Source organism: Paenibacillus sp. KS-LC4 (genome assembly GCF_036894955.1).
Taxonomy (GTDB): Bacteria; Bacillota; Bacilli; order Paenibacillales; family Paenibacillaceae; genus Pristimantibacillus.
This window is the reverse complement of the sequence record NZ_CP145905.1, coordinates 2,476,515-2,495,247: the sequence shown is the minus strand read 5'-3', so window position 1 is coordinate 2,495,247 and position 18,733 is coordinate 2,476,515. Positions and strand designations below refer to the sequence as shown.

The following is an 18,733-nucleotide window of genomic DNA, read 5'->3' as shown; positions in this document are numbered from 1 at the left end:
GCGTTTTGAAAAAAGCTGCTTGCATTCCGACTTGTTTTTGCTATACTCAACCTTGTTTGTATTTTAACTAGAGAGGCAGGGATGAAAGCGATGGATCATAACAAAACCCCGCTCTTCAGCGCATTACGCCGCCATGCGGAACAGAATCCTACCCAATTTCATATTCCAGGACATAAGAAAGGGTTAGGCAGCGATGCCGAATTTCGTGCCTTTATCGGCGATAACGCGTTATCGATCGATTTAATAAATATAGCTCCGCTGGATGACCTGCATCAGCCTACCGGTGTTATTGAGGAAGCCCAGAAGCTTGCAGCCGATGCTTTCGGCGCAGATTATACTTATTTTTCCGTACAAGGTACGAGCGGTGCCATTATTACAATGATCATGAGCGTCTGCCTTCCCGGCGATAAAATTATCGTCCCGCGCAATGTGCATAAGTCGATTATGGCGGCCATTATTTTTGCAGGTGCCCGTCCAATCTTTATTTCACCCGTGCGTGACGAAAATCTCGGCATTGATCACGGCATTACGACACGTGCTGTCAAGCGCGCACTGGACAAGCATCCCGATTCTAAAGCTGTGCTTGTTATCAACCCGACGTATTATGGCGTATGCGCTGACCTAAAGGAAATCGTCGATTTAGTGCATACCTTCGATATTCCTGTGCTGGTAGATGAAGCGCATGGGGTGCTCATTCATTTCAATGAAAAGCTTCCAATGTCCGCCATGCAGGCTGGCGCAGATATGGCAGCGACGAGCGTTCATAAGCTAGGCGGCTCCATGACGCAAAGCTCCGTGCTGAACGTGCGCGGAGGCCGAGTTAATCCCCACCGTATACAAACGATTATAAGCATGCTGACGACAACGTCGACCTCTTATATTTTGCTGTCGTCGCTCGATACGTCGCGCCGCAATTTGGCTCTCAACGGCCACAAGCTGGCCGAGCAAGCAATTGAGCTTGCCGAGTATGCTCGTAAGAGCATCAATGAAATTCCCGGCTTGTACTGCTTTGGACGGGAAATATTAGGTGGAGAGGCTACCTTTGATCTCGATCCAACCAAGGTCGCGATTCATGTCCGCCATCTCGGCATTACCGGCTATGAGACGGAAAACTGGCTCCGTGACCATTTCAACCTCGAAATTGAAATGAGCGATATGTATAACATTCTTTGCCTTGTTACGCCGGGTGATACATCCGATTCAGTAGAAAAATTGCTGGTCGCGCTGCGTGCGCTGTCAGACAGCTTCCACGAAGGCGCAGAGGCTCGCGAGCTCGTTGTCAAAATTCCAGATATTCCCCAGCTGTCGCTCTCGCCGCGCGATGCTTTCTACGGGCATACCGAGGTCGTTCCGTTTAAAGAGTCGGCTGGCCGAATTATTGCCGAATTTATTTATGTTTACCCGCCAGGCATCCCGATTCTACTCCCGGGCGAGGTTATTTCCCAGAAAAATATTGACTATATTGTAGAGCATGTGGAGGTAGGCCTCCCTGTTAAAGGTCCAGAGGATCGCAACGTTGAATTCGTTAAAGTTATTTTCGAGGAAACGGCCATTTCCTAATCGTTCAAGCAAAAACGGCCTCGTCGTCCTTCCATGGCGATGAAGAGCTTTGCCTTAGAAATATAAGTCCATTTATATGTGTGATCCTTATAAATTGTTATATTTGAACAAAAGACACCTGCTGTCCCAGAAGCATTCGCTCTTGGTGACGCAGGTGTCTTGTGTATAAACAGCTAATGTGCATGATGACTTGCAAGGTCAGTGAAAAGAGAGGAAAGCCTACTCTTCTTTTGCTGCGTTTTCAGTAATCGCAATTTCTTCGTAAATCTTCGTTACGCGATCCCATTCTTCATCGTCTTCGATCCCAACGAGGTATGCCTCGTCGTTCTCTTCCTCGATGCGGAAAATAACGCCGTCTGCTTCAGGATCATTGCGATCCAGCAATACCGCATAAGCGTTGTTCTCGGATTCAAACGTATAAACCATGACCATTTCACGTTCCTGGCCCTCATCGTCCGTTACAATAAATACACTTTCTTCATGTTCATGGTCTTCTCCGCAACCGCAATCTGCGCCATGATTATGCTCAGTCATTGTTTTACCCCATTTCAGTCAATTATCCATACCTGAGTATCGTACCATGAGACCTAGCAGCGGTCAAACAAGCGTAAACGGCTGTCGCCGTCATCCGGAGGTAAAGCTACCGTTTCGAGGGTGAAATATAAGAAATTATAAGCTTGAAACTAATAATTTCTTATATTTCGAAAAAGCCCGCGTTTGCTCCACTTGGAAGAAGCACAGGCAATCGCCGTTATTGCGAAGAAATCAGCTTCTCCGAGACGAGCGTCCAATCATCGGATGCGCTCGTTTTCAGGAAAAATCTCACCGCATATTTCCCTGAATATTCGAAATTGTACTTCAAGTCTTCTGTCCGATACCAAAAGTTGTCCTTCGTTATCGTATCGGTCTGCGTCTGAATGACCTTCTCGCTGCCATACGGATCAAATATGGATACTTTAACCGCGGCAATATCCGTCTTCAAATTGTCCACCTGCGACAATACGCTGAACGTATACGAGTTGCCCTTCGTCACATTGCCAAACAGCTTGCTATCCTGCATGAGTACAATATGTACATTCGGTCTCGTTAAGGTTGCCTTCTTGTTCTGCCCATCCCAAGTGACGATGGTTTGCAGGCTATTGGCTATTTCCCGAATCGGCAGGTAAGTTTTGCCATCCACCATAATGCCGCCTTCTTCAAGCTCGCTGCCATTGAGGAGAACCTTCACGGTCTGCGATGCCGCACTCGCAATCATTAAGGTACTGCTGCATAAAAAAAGCGCCAGCAGCAAGATCGCTATTTTTCTGAATTTCATAGGTGAGTACCCTCCATCCGCTTTGTCTGGATATATGGTTATACTCTTCAAAATGAATAGAGTTGCGCTGTTACAGAAACTTTTTCAGCCCTGTACCAGCGCTATATTTTGTCTCCAGCATAGGCTTGCGCTCTCCCTTTTATTAGATCAACCTTTGCAGGGATTTAAGCAGCTTGCCCGTGCGAAAAAAATGTAGAAATATGCGGTTGCCTGGGAAATATTCCGGTTAATGATAAGTGCGGGTGAGCACGCAAGGAACCCCTTTTCCAACTGCGCCCGGCTCGGACATTCGCTCCAAATACGCGAGTCCCCTTGCACAAGGTGTCGGGCACACTTCGCAGACGGGGGATAGCACCAATTTATATTGGTACTGCTTCCGTTCACCTGACGTTTGTTTTTTCTTAGCGTTTTTGCCTTTTCCTTTGCTCATTGCTGCTCTGTCCTCCCTGCCGGATCTTGCTCCTGCATTATATGTAGGTCTCCGGCAAAGGGTATCTCTATTTGTCAGTTTGCCAATCATTTGATACATTAAATGTAGCGAGATGATTTCGAAGACGGAGGTGTTCCATTGCATATACAAATGATCGGAACAGGGAGTGCTTTTGCCAAGAAATATGATAATAACAATGCGTTAATTGAAGTGCCAGGATTTAAATTACTGGTCGATTGCGGCATTACGCTGCCCAAAGCGCTGCATGAAGCGAAGCTTTCGTTCGATGAGCTGGATGCCGTGCTGATCAGCCATATTCATGGCGACCATGTGGGCGGACTGGAGGAATATGCTTTTCAAATGATGTTTCTTTACGGAAAAAAGCCCGTGCTGTACATCGCCTCCTCGCTCGTCGAGCCGTTGTGGGAGCAGACGCTGCGCGGCGGGCTGACGCAAGGACCCTTGCAATCCATTGATGATTTTTTTGAAGTGAGACGGCTGGAGGAAGGCGCCCAGCATGAGCTGCATCCAGGGTTGACGGTGAAGCTGCTAAAGACCGAGCATATTGTGGGGAAAGATAGCTATTCGTTTATTTTCAATCGTCACTTCTTCTATTCGGCGGATATGAAGTTCAGTCCGTCATTGCTGGAGCGGCTTGTGGAGGATGGCGTGGATACGATTTTTCACGACTGCCAGCTGATTGCGCCAGGTGTTGTACATGCCTGTCTCGACGAGCTGCTGACACTGCCGGAGCCGTTGCAGGAGAGGATATGGCTCATGCATTATGGGGATACGATGGAAAATTACATAGGTCATACCGGGAAAATGCGGTTTGTACAGCAGCGTGAAGTTTACACGGTGTAGGTACGCGTAGCTCGTATGATCAGCAACGATATTAAAAAGAGCCTGGCGTTTTTTCGCGTCAGGCTCTTTTTGTTATCGTTGCGCTAGGCTCAGGCTTGCCGCTTAAAACAGCGGAAGCTGATCCAAATTGTTCGTAGGATCGCCGTCTGCATCGCCACGGATGTACATTTCGCCATCCTTGCCCTTGAAGGCATTCACGCCAGCGATTTGCCCTGCCTGTACCTCTTGCAGCGCCGTCTGATAATCCAGTACACGGCCCGATGACGTTTTAAAGCTCGTCAGGTCACCGTCTCCATTTTTCTGAACCGCTACAAAATGATCCCTTTCCACATTGCTCCATTCGTTCGCGCTCATATCAAGCTCGCCTCCTTCGTATTGAGAGCGGTAATTACCGCCCGCCACTCGGCATTCAGTCGATAGGATGCGCAGCTTTTGAGGATTTTATGTGAGATGGCTTCCACTATTTCAGAAGCTCTTCCGGTGTCTCTGGTTGATTGACGTAAAGATAGCTTGCTGTTCTTACTGAAAGAACAGCTGTGCAGTCCAAAAATGTAGCCAATTTATAAACCAGCTTTTTTAGCATGAGTACTCACCACCTTAGCCAAAATTAAGGTAACGCACTGCACTAGCAATGTTAATCCAATTATAGACGATTCTATCCATAAATTGCTACATATAATTACAGCCGAAATCAGTTTTAGCACCGGGTAAAAGCGTCTAGGAATACGCGACTGCTTCTCAATGTCTGATGGTGCGAATAACAATGCAAGCAGAAGATTAATTAAATTGATTATGAACAGCGTTCCGCTCGAAAATGCTGGTGTGAACGACAGCGCCGTCGCCACCCCAATCGACACCACAACACACATCGTTCCCGATTTAAGATGTAGCCCACCCGATGCCTGCCTAAGTATCGCAAACGAGATAAGAGCCGCTAATACACCGCTCACCTTGCCTGTAAATAACGCGATGAGCAGCGCCCCTGAAATAATAAATAGAGCGTTTAAAATTAATGACAAACCGTATTGCAGTCGCGCTGCCGAAGCTGGATGCTCTGGAACAATGGCCTTAATGCTTATTGCCAGTTTTCTCGAAAAAGTTTCCAACATTGAACATAACCTCCTTCAGGTATGAATACACAAAGAAAAATAACGCAGTTACAAAATAATAAACGATATTAAGAATCTCGCTGCGCTGATGCAAAATGAAGGCAAAGCCTATTAAGATTGCAATAATAAAGCCTCCGACTACACGCCGTTCATGCGGAAAGCGCATTTTCTCAGAAATTTCCTCTACAAAACCTATTTTAAGCCTGTTTAAGCCCCAAGCTATAGATAAATTAATACAGGCAGTGAACAACTGCAGCAAGTATCCCATATATGGCTGTGCTTTTATCTCTGCTACTGAAAAGAAAGGAAATGTGTTTACAATTGCTCCCTGTATCATGGCAAAAATAAAAAAGCCCAATCCAGTAATAATCAACGACGCAAAAAACGGAATCTTTTTAATAAAACTTAGGAATATTACGAATATGAAAATATGAATGACTGGAACTATACTTTCAAGCGCAAGCTCCTCCCTCAAAAAATAACTCTGCAAGCTCGATAGCGTTATGACGATAAGAGCAGAGTAAAAGCTGGAAGTATCATGCCTGTAAATCTTTAGCATAAGAAGGAGAATGCCAAAACCTTCGATAATTGAAAAAAGCATAAATAATACAAACTCTATCATTATTTTCTCCCTTTATCTTTTCATCCATCATTGCATGTGGACATGCTGAATGCAATACAGATTTTGATGCTAAATGAATAGCTTTCCAGTAAATGTACACTCTAAATTAAAACAATAAGGAGTGACATCTATGCATACCGTCTGGAAAGGGGCAATTAGCTTCGGGTTGGTGCATGTCCCCGTTAAAATGCACTCGGCGACGGAGGACAGGGACCTATCCTTTCGCAGCTTACACAAGGATTGTGGCATGCCGATTAATTATGCGAAAACATGTCGGCATTGTAATAAGGAAATTGGCCCTGACGAAATTGTGAAGGGCTTCGAGTATGAAAAGGATAAATATGTCATTGTTAATGAGGAGGAGCTTGAGGCCATCAAGCCAGATTCCGCCAAGATCATTCAAATTTTAGATTTTGTAAACCTCGCTGAAATCGATCCCGTCTATTATCAAAAAGCATATTACCTTTCTCCTGACATGGCGGGCGCTGGCGCGTATAGCCTGCTGCTAGAGGCAATTCGACAAACAGGCAAAATAGGTATAGCCAAAATATCTATTCGCTCCAAAAGCAGTCTTGCAGCGGTTCGGGTAGTCGGCAGCTGCTTGTGTTTGGAGACGATGTTTTTTCCCGATGAAATTCGTGCGGTCAGCCAGGTGCCAAACCTACCAGCTCAAGCGGCTGTCAATGAGAAGGAGCTCGATATGGCTAAAATGCTGATTGAGCAGCTCAGCGAGCCCTTTGACGCTGCTAAATATACAGATGACTACCGCATCGCGCTGACCGAGCTGATACAGCAAAAAATAGCCGGTCAAAGTGTTGACATTGTATCCGCTCCAGCAGCAGCTTCAGGCCGAACCAATGTCATTGATCTTATGGCTGCGCTTCAGGCCAGCCTGGATGCAACAAAGAGCGCGACACCGCCTGCGCCGGCTCCTAAGAAAAAACGCACCTCCAAAGCAAAAGGAACTGCATCATGATGCAGCTCCCCGCCGTTCCTATGGCTCCGATAACCTCACCTGATATACCGATAGGGCCGCAATGGTGCTATCAGATTAAATGGGATGGTGTACGTACTTTGGCCCGTTTAGATGGAAAAGGAGGTGTAGAGCTGTTTGGGCGGCGTTTAGAGCCGCGTAATCACACTTTCCCCGAAATTGTGTCCTTATTAGAACCCATACGCGTTGGGCCTTGCATTTTGGACGGCGAGATCGCTTATTTTGACGGTGTACGCCCGAACTTTCAAAGAGCCAAGCTCGGGGTCCGAAAACGCGTCAAAGATGATGGACTTCTATTTGTCATGTTTGACATGCTCAACTCGGATGGCGAGGATATACGGAAGCTCCCTTTTAAAGAGCGCTTTGAGAGGCTACAGGCCTCCTTCCCTGAGAAAACGCCTCGTCTATTTGTAACCGATTTGCACTTTGATGGACAGCAGCTTTGGCAATGGCTTAATGAGCGTGAATGGGAAGGTATTATTTCAAAAAGATTAGATGGCCCTTATGTGGAGGGAAAAAAACATCAATATTGGTTTAAAAAAAGAAAAGAAGTCCGCTTAGTTGCAGACGTCGTCGGCATTAAACAGCGTGACGGACAGGTATCAAGCCTTGTCCTACGCTATGAAGGAAGATACATCGGGCATGTATCTGGGCTGGACAATGCCTCAAAGCAGGTGCTAAAGCAATTTATGATGGAGCATCCGGGCGAATGCCCTTTCCACGACCTTTCTAATAGTATGAAAAAATCTGACATCGTTTGGATTGCCCCTCCCTTCAGCTGCCGGGTAAGTGCGCTCGAATTTACGGAATCAGGCATTTTAAGACAGCCTAGATTACTTGGGTTTGGAGATGGCGAATGAAAAAAGGCAATAAGCTCAAGCTCGTGGATGCTCAAGCCGGATTGTCCCCGTCCGATATTCACTGACCGTACGCAAAAAAGCCTGAAACCCTCATATAGAAAGGATTTCAGGCTTTTTCGTTTCCTAAGAATACGTAACAGAATAAAGGATCAGGATGTTGATTAAATATGCAGCCTCCCGATACTTACCATTAGAGCGTATACCATCAAGCGGCGAATGCTGCTGTAGCTGATCCATAATCTCCAGGCGTAAACTGAACAAACAAGCCATGCTTGACTGCTGCAATGTTCCGTTTTGCGGTAGTTCAAAAAACAATACCTGCTAAACAGATAAAAACCCGCGTCCCATAAGGGATTGCGGGTTTTTCATTGTATGATCTGTAGTGGGCTCGAACCACTGACCCCTACCCTGTCAAGATAGTGCTCTCCCAGCTGAGCTAACAGATCATGTATTAGCGACGTTTATTAATATACCAAGTTTGAACGGAAAAGTCAACCATTTCACTACTACTTTTTTTGGAATTTCAAACAAAAAGCTTCGTTCTCCCTCCTACAAATCGGAGAACGAAGCCTTTAATTCATTTTTTCCCGCTTTGGCTAGCTTGCGTTGTTGTTCACCTTCATAATATCCATAAAAGGTATTTTGGTCATTGCTTCGCCTTTCGCTACGTGAACCAGCTTTGTGCGCGAATCCATTTTTACGATGACCCCCGCGACAGGCTCTTCCCAGTTCCACACCTCAAAAAGCAGCTCAATCCCCTCTTGATATGCTTCAACCAGACGCTCTCCGAGCTCCTCTAATTCAAACTCGTCCCTTGTCGGGCGCTTTGGTTTCTTTGCCATTGCCTCCGTCTCCATTCTATGTTTTAGTACATGTCCGTTGCTGTCATCCATGCCTTTTTTAACCCGTCGTTCAATCATACCCTTTCTTTAAAGCATTTGTCATGGAGATTATGAAATTAGGCAAGGAAAAACAACTTCGTCGGCCTTCTGGGACGTGCGAAGAGCTTTGCCTTAGAAATATAAGCCTATTTATAAGTGCAAAACTTATAAATTCTTATATTTCAAAAAAACATCCCCCTGCCAGATACCTGGCAAGGGGACGCTTCTTCTCTATTTTTAACTTTAAATGCATGGTTAAGGAAATTGCTGATGCGGTCAGGATATCAGGATCGTGCTAAGCTGCTTATATTACCACATACAGGAGCAAATGATGATGACCAATAGAATGAACAGTACTAGAATAGCGCCTGGGCTTGTGAAAGCACCGCCTACTTTATTTCCGCAGCCACCGTATCCTGGACCTACTCCTACATTTCCTACTTCATATCCCATTTCGTTGCTCATCTCCTTTTTTTAAGGTACACAGCATCATATGGTCAAACGCTTAAAAGGGTTGGGCTTTCAGGCAAAATGGGTATTCGCCTCGCCGTTCGATACGCGAGATGAAGTCTTTGTCAAAAAGGAGAAAAAAGAATAACGCAGCGCCAAGGCTTCCCGGACACAAGGGGAGATTTTTTATTTTCATTTCAGCTTCGTTTCAGTTCATCTTCAGATGGTTAATCCATACTAGCAGCATACTCCCTTTTAATATACAGTTGGGTCCGCTTGAATAGCGGGCCATTTTTTTTGAAATATAGGAGAGGATATGATTTCGCCACCCACTCTCTGTATTTCTCAGGCTGAAACGCACCGTGCCGCCAAAGGACGGCTTTCGGCCATTTCTCCTGCCTATCTTCATAAAAATCTGTTGGATGTCATTCATTTTTAAATTTAAGGTTGTTATCAGTTAGCATTCATTTTATTTTAAGGTGGTTAACCTATACTAAACACATGACCCCCCACTATTTATATAGTATAACCTTGACGACCTGCCTTTCGGCGGGTTCTTTTTTTGTTCAAGAAAGTGCTTGGGCGGTCTAAATGATAAAAATACAGGATTAAGCTAAAAATCAGCTTCATTTCATTTTTTCTTAAGGTACGAAGCGCATACTGACTTTACTCTCTTTTCGACATATATTGTTGTGACTCGCAGCGATGCGAGTTATTTTTTTTGCCTAGTTGTATTCATCCCTCCGCCATGCCTGCCGATAATAAAGGTGGAGGTGGTGAATAATGGATATAGCAGCATTATCAACGTCACTTAGTCAAGCATCACTTGGCACGGCCGTATCTATTAGCATGCTGGATATGGGTCAAGAGCAGATGCAGGTGCAGGCGCAAGGGCTTATCAAAATGATGGAGCTCAGTGTCAATCCAAATGTAGGCAGCCTACTAGATATCAAAGTGTAGTTACAGGTAAGTGTGGAGCGGGAAGGTTGAGCCTTCCCGTTTTTTCATGTCCTACAGAAATTTCATACTTGTCCATTCGCCTAAATGCGAACAAATGAATTGATTTTACTTCGTTCTGCAACAATAAAAGAAATAGCACCGTCTGAGATCATAGAAGCAACAAAAAATATACAGAGGTGAATGGAAATGAAGAAAAAACCACTACTATTAATCGTTATCTTGACCATGATGATGCTGACAATCGGACAAAGCGCTTGGGCGTTCAACGATGTCAAAAACGAACCTAATGCCAAAAAAATTGAAGCGCTCCAGCAGCAGGGCATTATTACCGGTGACAAAAACGGCAATTTCCGTCCAAAGGGAAATCTGACTTATGCAGAAGGCATCTCCATGATTGTTAAAGGACTGGAGCTTAACTTTGATCATATTCGTTTTATTAAGCAGCCGCTGGCAGCCGACTACTATACGAATATTAAAGATGACAAATGGTATTCCCAAGCTTTCATCATCGCCCATTTCTACGATCTTGGTGTAGCTAAGGATGTGAAAGCAAATGACATGATGACTCGCGAGCAATTCGCTCAGCATTTGTTCAAAGCGATAGATCAGAAAGTGACGTATGCGATGATTGAAATGTACGTAATGCTTAATGATGAGGCTGATGTCAATCCAGACTTCATGGGTAATATCCAAAAGCTGCTCCTCAGCAAAATCGCAACACTTGATGCAAAGCAAAATTTTTACCCAACCGCTTCGATCAAACGTGGTGACGCTGCAGCATGGCTCCATGATGGCATTGCTTTTATGAAGAAAATGAAAGAAATTGAAGCACCTGTCAGCCAGCCAGAGCCATCTGACAATCCCTTCACAGATGCTAGACTAACGGTTACAGCCGTTAATGCGGAAGTTAATAAAGTGACGGTAACAGCAACGGTGCCACACCCGGGATATGGCATTCAAATTTCCGGCATCACGTTTGATGGCGACCAAGCTACTATTCAGCTTGAGCGCACGGAGCCTAAACCAGATCAAATGTATCCTCAAGTGATTACAGAGGTAAAGGTTACGACTTATGTGGATGCCAAATTCAAGCCTGTCCTTCCAGCAGCCACTGATGCCTTTCAAGGCAGCTCCTCTGCTGCTCCTGCGGGCAGCAGTGCGTCTGTCGCTTCCTAATCACATGATGGATTCCAACTAAAGCCATAATCAAAAAGCCGCTGAACAACGCGCAGGCAACTACGCGCATTCAGCGGCTTTCTCGTTTGGATCATACGTTTGGAGCATAGGCAGCAACTGCCGTTCAGGTAGGAGCATCGTGTACGCCTAGCTTGAAAAGCTATAATGCCGGGATGCTCCAATCTATTTCGCGCTCTCCCAGCTCTTGCAAATAAGCATTCGCCTTCGAGAATGGCTTGCTGCCGAAAAATCCGCCACGGGCGGACAAGGGGCTAGGATGCACGGAGGTAATGATTTTATGCCTGCCGGTGTCAATGAGCTCCAGCTTCTTCTGCGCGGGATTTCCCCATAATATGAATACGACCGGACGCTCGCGTTCATTGAGCGCAGTAATAATACGATCGGTAAACGTTTCCCAGCCCTTCTTCTTATGCGAGTTGGCTGCCGCCGCTTCCACTGTCAGCACCGTATTAAGCAGCAATACTCCCTGCTCAGCCCACGCCCGCAGCGAGCCATGGGCTGGAATGGTGCAGCCTAAATCTGCATGAAGCTCCTTGTAGATGTTGCCGAGCGACCTTGGCACAGCTACTCCCGGCTGCACGGAAAAGCTCAGGCCATGCGCCTGGCCAACTCCATGATAAGGGTCCTGTCCTAAAATAACGACGTGCGTGCCCTCATAGGAAGTGTAGTTAAGCGCATTAAATACATCCTCCTGCTTCGGATATATGGTTTTCGTGCTGTATTGCTCCGTCAAGAAAGCTTCCAGCTTCTTGAAGTAAGGCTGTTCAAATTCAGATTGCAGCTTATCCGCCCAATCATTGTTCAACTGCTGAAACACCGCGAAGTCCCCTCTCTATGTACAACGTTATTTTCGTCCAAAATCGGCTTTAATTTCTCCCCATTCCTCCGTGTTCCATTTGAGCACCTTGTTCGGATAGGTGTTCGTCTTCAGCCATTTCTCCGCTTCATCGGTCAGTGCCCAAATTTTCGCGGTTGAGGCGTCTCTTACGAGCGTTGAAGCAACCTTCTTATTACGCAGCCAGCTTAGTGCCGTTCGAGAGTCGCTGTATACCGTTCTTGCGCTGCCCTTCTGCTTCAAATAAGCGAGTGCGTGCACAACGGCGATAAATTCGCCGAGATTGTTGGTTCCATTCGGTATCGGTCCGACATAAAATAAAATTTCTCCCGTCTGTGTATCGACGCCCTTGTATTCCACCGGCCCCGGATTGCCCCGCGTACCGACATCTACGGAAATGCTGTCGTAGTCGATTTCTCCAGACTCCTGCGGCTTGGCAGCGGTTTTCTTAAAACCGCCCGAGCTGCTGCCTGCTCCGCTTGTCGCACTCTTCCCCTTGCCCCAGTGGCTGCGCCAGCCTTCCTTGAAGGCGGCATCCGCCAGCGCTTTGGATTCAAAGGATTTATATTTCGCATCCTGAACGCCGCTGACCTGCTCCTGACATTCCTTCCATGTTGCAAATACGCCTGCTTGCTTGCCTACCCATACGACATAATATTTTGATTTCGCCATTAGCGTGTGCTTACCACCTTTACCAAACGTTCATTCCTCTATTAAATCGAAAAATGCAGCTCCTGTCCACCAAAGCGGCACAATTAAAAAAGGGAAAACGGCCGAAAGCCGTCCTTTGGCGGCGCGGCGCGTTTCAGTCCGAGAAATATAGAGAAGGGATGGAACCATCCTGTCCTTACCTAGTATTTTCAAAAAAAGAGCGATCAGCAGCGCTGATCGCTCTTCCCTGATGAGTAGCTCCTTTACGAGCAGCTCCTTAGTCCCGACTAGCACCAAGGAAACGCAGTATAAACAGGAACAGATTAACGAAGTCCAAATAAATGCTCACGACGATCATTGGAATGTCCTCATCGCTAAAGCCTTGGCGAGTAAGACGCGAGAAGTCAAACAACGTCCAACCGATGAAAATCAAAATGCCGAAGCCGGATACCATTAGCTCTGTCGTGCCCGAGAACGGAAGGAATAAGCCAACGAGCGTCATGAGTACAAGCACAATAGTTGAAGCGAACAAGAAGCCGCCGAGGAATGAAAAATCCTGCTTCGACTTAATCGCATAAAGCGCGGTGCCGCCAAAGGCGAGAATTGCAACGCCAAGGCCTTGCAGCACCAGCGAAGCGCCAAGAAGGCTAATGTAGCTAACAATGACGAAATACATCGTCAAGCCGGAGACGAACATAAAGCTGTACATCAGCGTGTAGCCGATTGATTTCTTTTTCCGTAAAAAGAGCAATGCAATCAGCAGACCAATTTCCACAATGTACAGCGGCATAGCTAGCACAGGCGGTACAACTTGACCGACCAAGAAGCCGACAAGCGATACAATCAGGGAAAGAAATAAAACCCGAAAAACTTTCGGCAGTAACAGCTGCGACGAATGAATCGTATCCATAAAACAAGCTCCTTTAATATTAAATTTAGTTTAATCTATTATCTAGTTTACACTAATTCCTTTAATAATAACACTCTATGTAAGCATGACTTTTCAGCAGATTATGCATTTAGCAACTGAATATTTACAGATAAAAGAAATAAGCCGCCAAATCAAAGTGATCGGCGGCTTATTCTCATTTGCAAATGAAAAGATTAAGAATGCTGCCCGTGATACATCATGGGCTGAGCTTGCTGGCTGCCAACCGGCATCTCGGAATATGTCTTTTGACACATCATATTAGAAATTCGCGGAATGTATACCATTTCTCCAGCATTCAGCTGAGCCGGGTTAATATGAGGATTGGCTTCCTCCATTATCGCATGAGGAATATTATATTTGTGACAAACTGCCGCCAGCGTCTCACCCTGCTGAGCCTGATGCTGAGCATAAATCATATCGTCCGAGCTGCCTTCTCTAATAAAAGGAAACAAAAAGGGTGAGAAGAAGAAAAATGGGAACAACACACGGTTAGGAAAAAAGGGATGCGGGAACGGACGAAAGAAAGGACGACCGAACCCGCCGCCAAAGCCACCACCAGGAAAAAATGCACGATCCATCATAATACCTCCGTTTGATATAGTCATTTGTCTATATAGCGTATTATTTTGGGCGCAATTGGTGACAATTTTTTTTGCAAATAGGATGAGTGGGCGTTAGCTTGACAGCTCCAGCCACTGTTCCAAACGCTGATCCAGCCTTGCTTGCAGCTCTTCCCGCTCCGTCCATTTCTGCTCAAGATTTGCCGTTTCCCCCATCCGCTCGATTTGTTCCAGCTCTGCATCTGCTATTGCAATTTCGGCCTCAAGCTTTGCAATATCCTGCTCGACATGCTCAAGCTTTGTCTTGTACTTTAACGTACTCGAATGGGCTGCTGCATTTTCCCGCCGTGTTTTCTGCTTAGTAGCGGGCGCTTCAGCAGCAGCCGTACTTCTATTCGAGCGCTTCTTCTCGTTGCGTGCACCACTTGCTGCTTCTTGCATTCCTTTTCCAGTTGAGTTAGCTTGAATCCGCTCCTCTCGCTTCGCCTTAAAATCGTCATAGTTGCCTATATAAGCAGCGACCTTTCCGTGTCCCAGCTCCCATACCCGCTTCGCCAAGCGATTGATGAAATAGCGGTCATGCGAAATCGCAAGCACCGTGCCCGGAAATTCCTCCAGCGCCTCCTCCAGCGCCTCGCGTGATGCCACATCCAAATGGTTGGTCGGCTCATCGAGCAGCAGCAGATTGGGCTTGCGTCTTACAAGCAGTGCGAGCCGCAGCCGTGACCACTCTCCACCGGAAAGCGCCGCGAGCGGCTTGAATACGTCCGTCCCATAAAATAAATATTTAGCTAGCACATTTCGTGCTTCGCCTTCCTCCAAGCCGCCCTCCAGACGGAAATACTCCAGCACGGTTTGCTTATTGTCCTTTAACGGCTCCTGCTGCGCCAAATATCCGATTTCCAAACGTGTGCCCTGCTCCACTTGCCCACTGTCAGGTTGCAACTCGCCTAGCAGCAGCTTGAACAGCGTCGTTTTTCCGGAGCCGTTATCGCCAAGCAGCACGACTTTCTCGCCATATAGCAGACTGCCCTCTGCCTCCCGTAAAATCATTCGTTCCCCGAACTGCTTCGTCAAGCCTTCAAACGAGATGACATGACGACCAGAGCGGTCAAGCGGCATCAGCTCAAATTCAGCTGTATTCCGCTCCAAAATCGGGCGCTTAACCGTTTCCATCCGCTCCAGCGCTTTGCGGATCGACGCTGCACGCTTGAAAAACTTCTCATTGCCGCCAACGCGCCCCCATTCTTCCAGCTGGCGAATCGTTTCTTTCATTTTTCGAATGACCTTCTGCTGTTCCTGAAACTCGGCGAATTGCTGGAGCAGCCGCTCCTCCTTCTCTTTCAGATAACCGCTATAGTTGCTGTGATAGGTATGGGCTTCGCCATCCTCCAGCTCAATCATTTTTGTGCCGACGGCATCAAGAAAATAACGATCATGCGATACGATTACACAAGCGCCCTCATAGTGCTGAATGAACTGCTCCAGCCATTCAATTCCTTTAAGATCGAGATGATTTGTCGGCTCATCCAACAGCAGCAAGGCTGGACGTACAACGAGCTGTGAAGCTAGAACAATCCGGGTTTTCTCCCCGCCCGACAAGCTGCCGAAGCTCCGCTGATCGTAATTTCGGTCAATGCGCAGGCCGCTGGCTACTTGATCAATCGCCGTATCCATGTCGTAGCCGCCGCCTTGCTCGAATTTTTCCTGTGCAGCAGCGTACATGTTCAGCAGCCTCTCCATCTTCACAGCGTCATTTGCCGCTTCTTCCCCTGCCATCTCGCGCTCAAGCTCCGACATTTCCTGCCTGCAGGCCGTCAGCTCGCGAAAGCCGTAAGCCATCACCTCATAGACGGTAAGCGAATCAAACGCCGCTGGAATTTGCGGCAAGTAGCCGATTAGCAAATCTCTTTTCACAGTCAGCATGCCATCGTCAACCTGCTCATGTCCGGCAATCAGCCGCAGCAGCGTCGATTTTCCACTGCCGTTTCGGCCAATGAGCCCTACCTTCTCTCCCTCCTGAAGCTGAAGCGTTAAACCATCAAGCACCAGATTTGCCGCGTGGTATTTTTTTATTTGTTGTATATTTACAATGATCATTTGAAGATCCTCCTAATTGATGAGGAAGACCCTAGCTTGTAAACACAAGGTGATCCGGCTGTCGCTGTCTTTTGACCGATAGAAACATCATATGCTTTCCTAAAAATCAAAAAAGAGCCGCAGCAACAAGCCCGCGACCCTTCGAATAGCAAAGCAATCCGTTGTGGTTAAGGTAGGCGTCTTCTCGCGAATGGTATATCCGTATGATTAAAAATGGACAGACTGATCCCGTTCGCGGAAAATGCATGCATAATGCCAGCCATAGCAATCGGCAGCTGGCTAATTCGGTTATTGACCCATTCGTGATTCACCTACCTCACCTCCCTTTACGTTAGTTATTCTAATTTAACATAATTCATGGTGCTATGGCAATCTCAAGCCTTCATTTAACGTTTGTTTCACGTTTAAATCTTTGCCGCCTCCCAAGCCGATATAAAAACGGATTAGTATCACAATCCTGCATCGTCAAAAGCATTCACGCATGATAAAATAACATTGTTATTTTATTTTGGAGGTAAACGCGATGACTGAAAGCAAAGCAGAAAAAACCGAAAAACGGCTGCTCGCCTATGCCAAAGCAGAGTTTATGGAAATGGGTTATGCAGGGGCAAATATGCGTACAATCGCTCAGAAGGCGGGAATGACTACGGGAGCCATCTACCGTTATTTTCACGATAAAAATGCACTGTTCGCCGCTTTAGTTGGTCCGACTGCCGACGAGATCATGCAGCATTTCGAGAAGCTGGCGCGCTTCCAATTAAAGATGCTGGAGCAAAACAACAAAATTGAGGAATTAGCCGAGTCTAGCGATGGCTTGCTTCAAGTCGTCGACTTCATTTTCAGCCGATTTGAGGTGTTTGATTTATTAATCAATCGTTCAGCGGGCTCTGCGTGGGAAAATTATATGGATTCCTTAATCGAGCATGACCTTGCCTCTACCCAAGCCTACCTTGAAAAAATGGTGCAAATGAACCTGCTGGCGCAAACCCCGCTGCCTCGCCATCTAGCTATTCTTGTTAAGCAAAGCTATAAGCAGGTGCTGGAAATCGTAGCTTCGCAAATGAGCCGTGAGGAAGCGCTGGAATATATGCAGCTGCTGATTCCGTTTTTATATGCGGGATGGAGTACGATTTTAAGGAAAAATACATCAGAGGAGGAAGCAACATGAACCGCTTCGCGATCGGACATGTCTTAATCAAAACAAAGCAGCTAAAGCAGGCTGTGCAAAGCTTTCAACAGCTCGGTTTCACCGTAACCTACCGCACTGCTCCTTCCAAAGCATATAATGCACTCATTTATTTGCAGGATGGCTCTTTTCTTGAGCTGTTCAATCCGAAGCCCTTCCATCTTCCAGATCGGCTGCTTCGAGCTGTTTTTCAACTGCTTCGTCCACTCCATCCAGCCATGGTCAATCGTTTCCTCCATTACTTGAACAGTGAGGAAGGCTTAAATGATTACGCACTGGATAGCGTTCAGCTAGAGCAGGCCGAGGCGAATGTGCGGGAAATCAGTCAGGCTGGCGCCAAGCTCGGAAAAACGATCAACAAGAGTAAAACCTTGCCTGATGGACGCAAGCAAACGTGGTGGCTGGCCGTTCCCGAGGAGCCTCGTTTGCCATTTCTAATGAGTGCATATGATCCAGAGCTGGCGTGTACAGAGCAAGAAATCAGCCATAGCAATGGCGCGCTAGGCATAGATAGGCTCGTTATTGATGTCCCCGATCTGGAAAACTGGATTGAAAGCTATAAGCTTATTTTTACGGGAGCCGAATTTTCAAGGGACGGTCAGCAATGCACGTTCGTTTTGGGCAAAAATCACACCGTCGTGCTTCGGCTGGCTAAGCAGCATCGACTGGCAGAAATTCACTTAATTACCTCGCTTCCATTAAAAAATGAGCTTAGGCTCCAGCCAGATTTGTCCCATGGCGCGGCAATTATGATGAAGTCGGTATAAATACACGGGTATGTTCCGTATTTTCCGTTAGCCAGCAGCACCGCTGCCCTTGGATTTCCACTCCAATTCCGGAGTTTGCTGCTTTAGCTTGTACAGCTCCTTCAATCGCTCTATGAAAAATGCCTGAATGCTTTCAATATGATCATCTGTAGATAAAAATTGCAGCAGACTTTTGTCGTAATGAATCATTGACCATGCGGTGTGATCGTCGATATCTTGCGATGACCAGCCTTCATTTTTCTCTAAAACACTTTTCATAGCAGATCTGTATAACGCTTCAACTGCTGATCTCCCTCTTAAAAACCCTTACTTACGGATTTCGAATTGGAGCAGGCATTATGACCGAGGTGCTGACAGGGAAAGATGAGCTTGCCAGAAAACTAGGGACATGTCCTGATAATTTAGAAAAATAAATAATCGTTCCATGAAATGTAAAATTCAGTTGTTGTGATTAAACAAAA

General features: G+C 46.4%; 24 protein-coding genes and 1 tRNA gene. 8 read left to right on the top strand and 17 right to left on the bottom strand.

Annotated features, from left to right (window positions below; translation table 11 throughout):
• Positions 1-90: 90 nt before the first annotated feature.
• Entirely contained in the window at positions 91-1,560 is a 1,470-nt protein-coding gene (locus V5J77_RS10665; RefSeq protein WP_338555742.1) for an aminotransferase class I/II-fold pyridoxal phosphate-dependent enzyme, read from the top strand.
• 219 nt (positions 1,561-1,779) lie between these two features.
• Here the strand turns inward: V5J77_RS10665 and V5J77_RS10660 are convergent, their stop codons facing one another.
• From V5J77_RS10660 to V5J77_RS10650, 3 genes are all read right to left on the bottom strand, one after another.
• On the bottom strand, positions 1,780-2,094 hold the full coding sequence (locus V5J77_RS10660) for a DUF1292 domain-containing protein (RefSeq protein ID WP_338555741.1): 315 nt from the start codon (positions 2,092-2,094) through the stop codon (positions 1,780-1,782).
• 217 nt (positions 2,095-2,311) lie between these two features.
• Complete coding sequence (locus V5J77_RS10655) at positions 2,312-2,875, bottom strand: stalk domain-containing protein (RefSeq protein WP_338555740.1); 564 nt, start codon at positions 2,873-2,875, stop codon at positions 2,312-2,314.
• 226 nt (positions 2,876-3,101) lie between these two features.
• Positions 3,102-3,305 carry a hypothetical protein gene (locus V5J77_RS10650; RefSeq protein ID WP_338555739.1) on the bottom strand — a complete coding sequence of 68 codons (204 nt, stop codon included), beginning with the start codon at positions 3,303-3,305 and terminating at the stop codon, positions 3,102-3,104.
• Positions 3,306-3,443: 138 nt separating this feature from the next.
• Here V5J77_RS10650 and V5J77_RS10645 point away from each other — a divergent pair, with 138 nt between their 5' ends.
• Entirely contained in the window at positions 3,444-4,169 is a 726-nt protein-coding gene (locus tag V5J77_RS10645; protein WP_338555738.1) for an MBL fold metallo-hydrolase, read from the top strand.
• A gap of 102 nt (positions 4,170-4,271) precedes the next feature.
• Here the strand turns inward: V5J77_RS10645 and V5J77_RS10640 are convergent, their stop codons facing one another.
• The 4 genes from V5J77_RS10640 to V5J77_RS10625 form a co-directional block, all read right to left on the bottom strand.
• Positions 4,272-4,523, bottom strand: a complete 252-nt coding sequence (locus V5J77_RS10640; protein WP_338555737.1) for a DUF3892 domain-containing protein — start codon at positions 4,521-4,523, stop codon at positions 4,272-4,274.
• 106 nt (positions 4,524-4,629) lie between these two features.
• Complete coding sequence (locus tag V5J77_RS10635) at positions 4,630-4,752, bottom strand: cyclic lactone autoinducer peptide (RefSeq protein WP_338555736.1); 123 nt, start codon at positions 4,750-4,752, stop codon at positions 4,630-4,632.
• Positions 4,730-5,278, bottom strand: coding sequence for an accessory gene regulator B family protein (locus V5J77_RS10630; protein ID WP_338555735.1), 549 nt, complete (start codon positions 5,276-5,278; stop codon positions 4,730-4,732). Before V5J77_RS10630 ends, V5J77_RS10635 begins: the two co-directional genes overlap by 23 nt.
• Complete coding sequence (locus tag V5J77_RS10625; protein WP_338555734.1) at positions 5,238-5,900, bottom strand: hypothetical protein; 663 nt, start codon at positions 5,898-5,900, stop codon at positions 5,238-5,240. The genes V5J77_RS10630 and V5J77_RS10625 overlap by 41 nt, the downstream gene beginning before the upstream one ends.
• A gap of 130 nt (positions 5,901-6,030) precedes the next feature.
• On the opposite strand from V5J77_RS10625, the gene V5J77_RS10620 reads away from it, so the two are divergent.
• Positions 6,031-6,876, top strand: coding sequence for a Ku protein (locus tag V5J77_RS10620; RefSeq protein WP_338555733.1), 846 nt, complete (start codon positions 6,031-6,033; stop codon positions 6,874-6,876).
• Positions 6,873-7,754 (top strand): DNA ligase, encoded by an 882-nt coding sequence (locus tag V5J77_RS10615; protein ID WP_338555732.1) that lies wholly within the window; start codon positions 6,873-6,875, stop codon positions 7,752-7,754. The genes V5J77_RS10620 and V5J77_RS10615 overlap by 4 nt, the downstream gene beginning before the upstream one ends.
• Positions 7,755-8,127: 373 nt before the next feature.
• Here V5J77_RS10615 and V5J77_RS10610 read toward each other — a convergent pair.
• The 3 genes from V5J77_RS10610 to V5J77_RS10600 all read right to left on the bottom strand — a co-directional run bounded on the left by V5J77_RS10610 (position 8,128) and on the right by V5J77_RS10600 (position 9,088).
• Positions 8,128-8,200: transfer RNA gene (locus tag V5J77_RS10610), tRNA-Val, on the bottom strand.
• A gap of 150 nt (positions 8,201-8,350) precedes the next feature.
• Entirely contained in the window at positions 8,351-8,596 is a 246-nt protein-coding gene (locus tag V5J77_RS10605) for a YolD-like family protein (protein ID WP_338555731.1), read from the bottom strand.
• Positions 8,597-8,944: 348 nt separating this feature from the next.
• Positions 8,945-9,088 (bottom strand): hypothetical protein, encoded by a 144-nt coding sequence (locus V5J77_RS10600; protein WP_177217873.1) that lies wholly within the window; start codon positions 9,086-9,088, stop codon positions 8,945-8,947.
• A 780-nt stretch (positions 9,089-9,868) separates the two neighbouring features.
• Here V5J77_RS10600 and V5J77_RS10595 point away from each other — a divergent pair.
• Together V5J77_RS10595 and V5J77_RS10590 are read left to right on the top strand one after the other, a co-directional pair.
• Positions 9,869-10,045 (top strand): YjfB family protein, encoded by a 177-nt coding sequence (locus tag V5J77_RS10595; RefSeq protein WP_338555730.1) that lies wholly within the window; start codon positions 9,869-9,871, stop codon positions 10,043-10,045.
• Positions 10,046-10,231: 186 nt separating this feature from the next.
• Positions 10,232-11,221, top strand: coding sequence for an S-layer homology domain-containing protein (locus V5J77_RS10590; RefSeq protein ID WP_338555729.1), 990 nt, complete (start codon positions 10,232-10,234; stop codon positions 11,219-11,221).
• Between the two features lie 160 nt (positions 11,222-11,381).
• On the opposite strand, the gene V5J77_RS10585 is transcribed toward V5J77_RS10590, so the two are convergent.
• The 6 genes from V5J77_RS10585 to V5J77_RS10560 form a co-directional block, all read right to left on the bottom strand.
• Positions 11,382-12,059, bottom strand: a complete 678-nt coding sequence (locus V5J77_RS10585; protein ID WP_338555728.1) for a uracil-DNA glycosylase — start codon at positions 12,057-12,059, stop codon at positions 11,382-11,384.
• A 27-nt stretch (positions 12,060-12,086) separates the two neighbouring features.
• Complete coding sequence (locus tag V5J77_RS10580; RefSeq protein ID WP_338555727.1) at positions 12,087-12,749, bottom strand: ribonuclease H family protein; 663 nt, start codon at positions 12,747-12,749, stop codon at positions 12,087-12,089.
• A 256-nt stretch (positions 12,750-13,005) separates the two neighbouring features.
• Positions 13,006-13,638, bottom strand: a complete 633-nt coding sequence (locus V5J77_RS10575; RefSeq protein WP_338555726.1) for a Bax inhibitor-1/YccA family protein — start codon at positions 13,636-13,638, stop codon at positions 13,006-13,008.
• 194 nt (positions 13,639-13,832) lie between these two features.
• Positions 13,833-14,240, bottom strand: a complete 408-nt coding sequence (locus tag V5J77_RS10570) for a LysM domain-containing protein (RefSeq protein ID WP_338555725.1) — start codon at positions 14,238-14,240, stop codon at positions 13,833-13,835.
• 93 nt (positions 14,241-14,333) lie between these two features.
• A complete protein-coding gene (locus V5J77_RS10565; protein WP_338555724.1) occupies positions 14,334-16,319 on the bottom strand; it encodes an ABC-F family ATP-binding cassette domain-containing protein in 1,986 nt (661 codons plus the stop codon).
• 167 nt (positions 16,320-16,486) lie between these two features.
• A complete protein-coding gene (locus V5J77_RS10560; RefSeq protein ID WP_338555723.1) occupies positions 16,487-16,630 on the bottom strand; it encodes an RAxF-45 family protein in 144 nt (47 codons plus the stop codon).
• Positions 16,631-16,842: 212 nt separating this feature from the next.
• On the opposite strand from V5J77_RS10560, the gene V5J77_RS10555 reads away from it, so the two are divergent.
• Together V5J77_RS10555 and V5J77_RS10550 are read left to right on the top strand one after the other, a co-directional pair.
• On the top strand, positions 16,843-17,487 hold the full coding sequence (locus V5J77_RS10555) for a TetR/AcrR family transcriptional regulator (RefSeq protein WP_338555722.1): 645 nt from the start codon (positions 16,843-16,845) through the stop codon (positions 17,485-17,487).
• Entirely contained in the window at positions 17,484-18,272 is a 789-nt protein-coding gene (locus V5J77_RS10550) for a VOC family protein (RefSeq protein ID WP_338555721.1), read from the top strand. The genes V5J77_RS10555 and V5J77_RS10550 overlap by 4 nt, the downstream gene beginning before the upstream one ends.
• A 27-nt stretch (positions 18,273-18,299) precedes the next feature.
• On the opposite strand, the gene V5J77_RS10545 is transcribed toward V5J77_RS10550, so the two are convergent.
• Positions 18,300-18,530 (bottom strand): hypothetical protein, encoded by a 231-nt coding sequence (locus V5J77_RS10545; protein ID WP_338555720.1) that lies wholly within the window; start codon positions 18,528-18,530, stop codon positions 18,300-18,302.
• Positions 18,531-18,733 lie beyond the last annotated feature (203 nt).

Excerpts from the sequence above, each read along its gene's own strand:
- V5J77_RS10635 (WP_338555736.1), bottom strand. The coding sequence starts at position 4,752 with ATGCTAAAAAAGCTGGTTTATAAATTGGCTACATTTTTGGACTGCACA.
- V5J77_RS10545 (WP_338555720.1), bottom strand. The coding sequence starts at position 18,530 with ATGAAAAGTGTTTTAGAGAAAAATGAAGGCTGGTCATCGCAAGATATC.
- V5J77_RS10640 (WP_338555737.1), bottom strand. The coding sequence starts at position 4,523 with ATGAGCGCGAACGAATGGAGCAATGTGGAAAGGGATCATTTTGTAGCG.
- V5J77_RS10575 (WP_338555726.1), bottom strand. The coding sequence starts at position 13,638 with ATGGATACGATTCATTCGTCGCAGCTGTTACTGCCGAAAGTTTTTCGG.
- V5J77_RS10620 (WP_338555733.1), top strand. The coding sequence starts at position 6,031 with ATGCATACCGTCTGGAAAGGGGCAATTAGCTTCGGGTTGGTGCATGTC.
- V5J77_RS10660 (WP_338555741.1), bottom strand. The coding sequence starts at position 2,094 with ATGACTGAGCATAATCATGGCGCAGATTGCGGTTGCGGAGAAGACCAT.
- V5J77_RS10630 (WP_338555735.1), bottom strand. The coding sequence starts at position 5,278 with ATGTTGGAAACTTTTTCGAGAAAACTGGCAATAAGCATTAAGGCCATT.
- V5J77_RS10600 (WP_177217873.1), bottom strand. The coding sequence starts at position 9,088 with ATGGGATATGAAGTAGGAAATGTAGGAGTAGGTCCAGGATACGGTGGC.
- V5J77_RS10570 (WP_338555725.1), bottom strand. The coding sequence starts at position 14,240 with ATGATGGATCGTGCATTTTTTCCTGGTGGTGGCTTTGGCGGCGGGTTC.
- V5J77_RS10590 (WP_338555729.1), top strand. The coding sequence starts at position 10,232 with ATGAAGAAAAAACCACTACTATTAATCGTTATCTTGACCATGATGATG.
- V5J77_RS10550 (WP_338555721.1), top strand. The coding sequence starts at position 17,484 with ATGAACCGCTTCGCGATCGGACATGTCTTAATCAAAACAAAGCAGCTA.
- V5J77_RS10565 (WP_338555724.1), bottom strand. The coding sequence starts at position 16,319 with ATGATCATTGTAAATATACAACAAATAAAAAAATACCACGCGGCAAAT.
- V5J77_RS10605 (WP_338555731.1), bottom strand. The coding sequence starts at position 8,596 with ATGGCAAAGAAACCAAAGCGCCCGACAAGGGACGAGTTTGAATTAGAG.
- V5J77_RS10625 (WP_338555734.1), bottom strand. The coding sequence starts at position 5,900 with ATGATAGAGTTTGTATTATTTATGCTTTTTTCAATTATCGAAGGTTTT.
- V5J77_RS10595 (WP_338555730.1), top strand. The coding sequence starts at position 9,869 with ATGGATATAGCAGCATTATCAACGTCACTTAGTCAAGCATCACTTGGC.
- V5J77_RS10650 (WP_338555739.1), bottom strand. The coding sequence starts at position 3,305 with ATGAGCAAAGGAAAAGGCAAAAACGCTAAGAAAAAACAAACGTCAGGT.
- V5J77_RS10655 (WP_338555740.1), bottom strand. The coding sequence starts at position 2,875 with ATGAAATTCAGAAAAATAGCGATCTTGCTGCTGGCGCTTTTTTTATGC.
- V5J77_RS10665 (WP_338555742.1), top strand. The coding sequence starts at position 91 with ATGGATCATAACAAAACCCCGCTCTTCAGCGCATTACGCCGCCATGCG.
- V5J77_RS10615 (WP_338555732.1), top strand. The coding sequence starts at position 6,873 with ATGATGCAGCTCCCCGCCGTTCCTATGGCTCCGATAACCTCACCTGAT.
- V5J77_RS10555 (WP_338555722.1), top strand. The coding sequence starts at position 16,843 with ATGACTGAAAGCAAAGCAGAAAAAACCGAAAAACGGCTGCTCGCCTAT.
- V5J77_RS10580 (WP_338555727.1), bottom strand. The coding sequence starts at position 12,749 with ATGGCGAAATCAAAATATTATGTCGTATGGGTAGGCAAGCAAGCAGGC.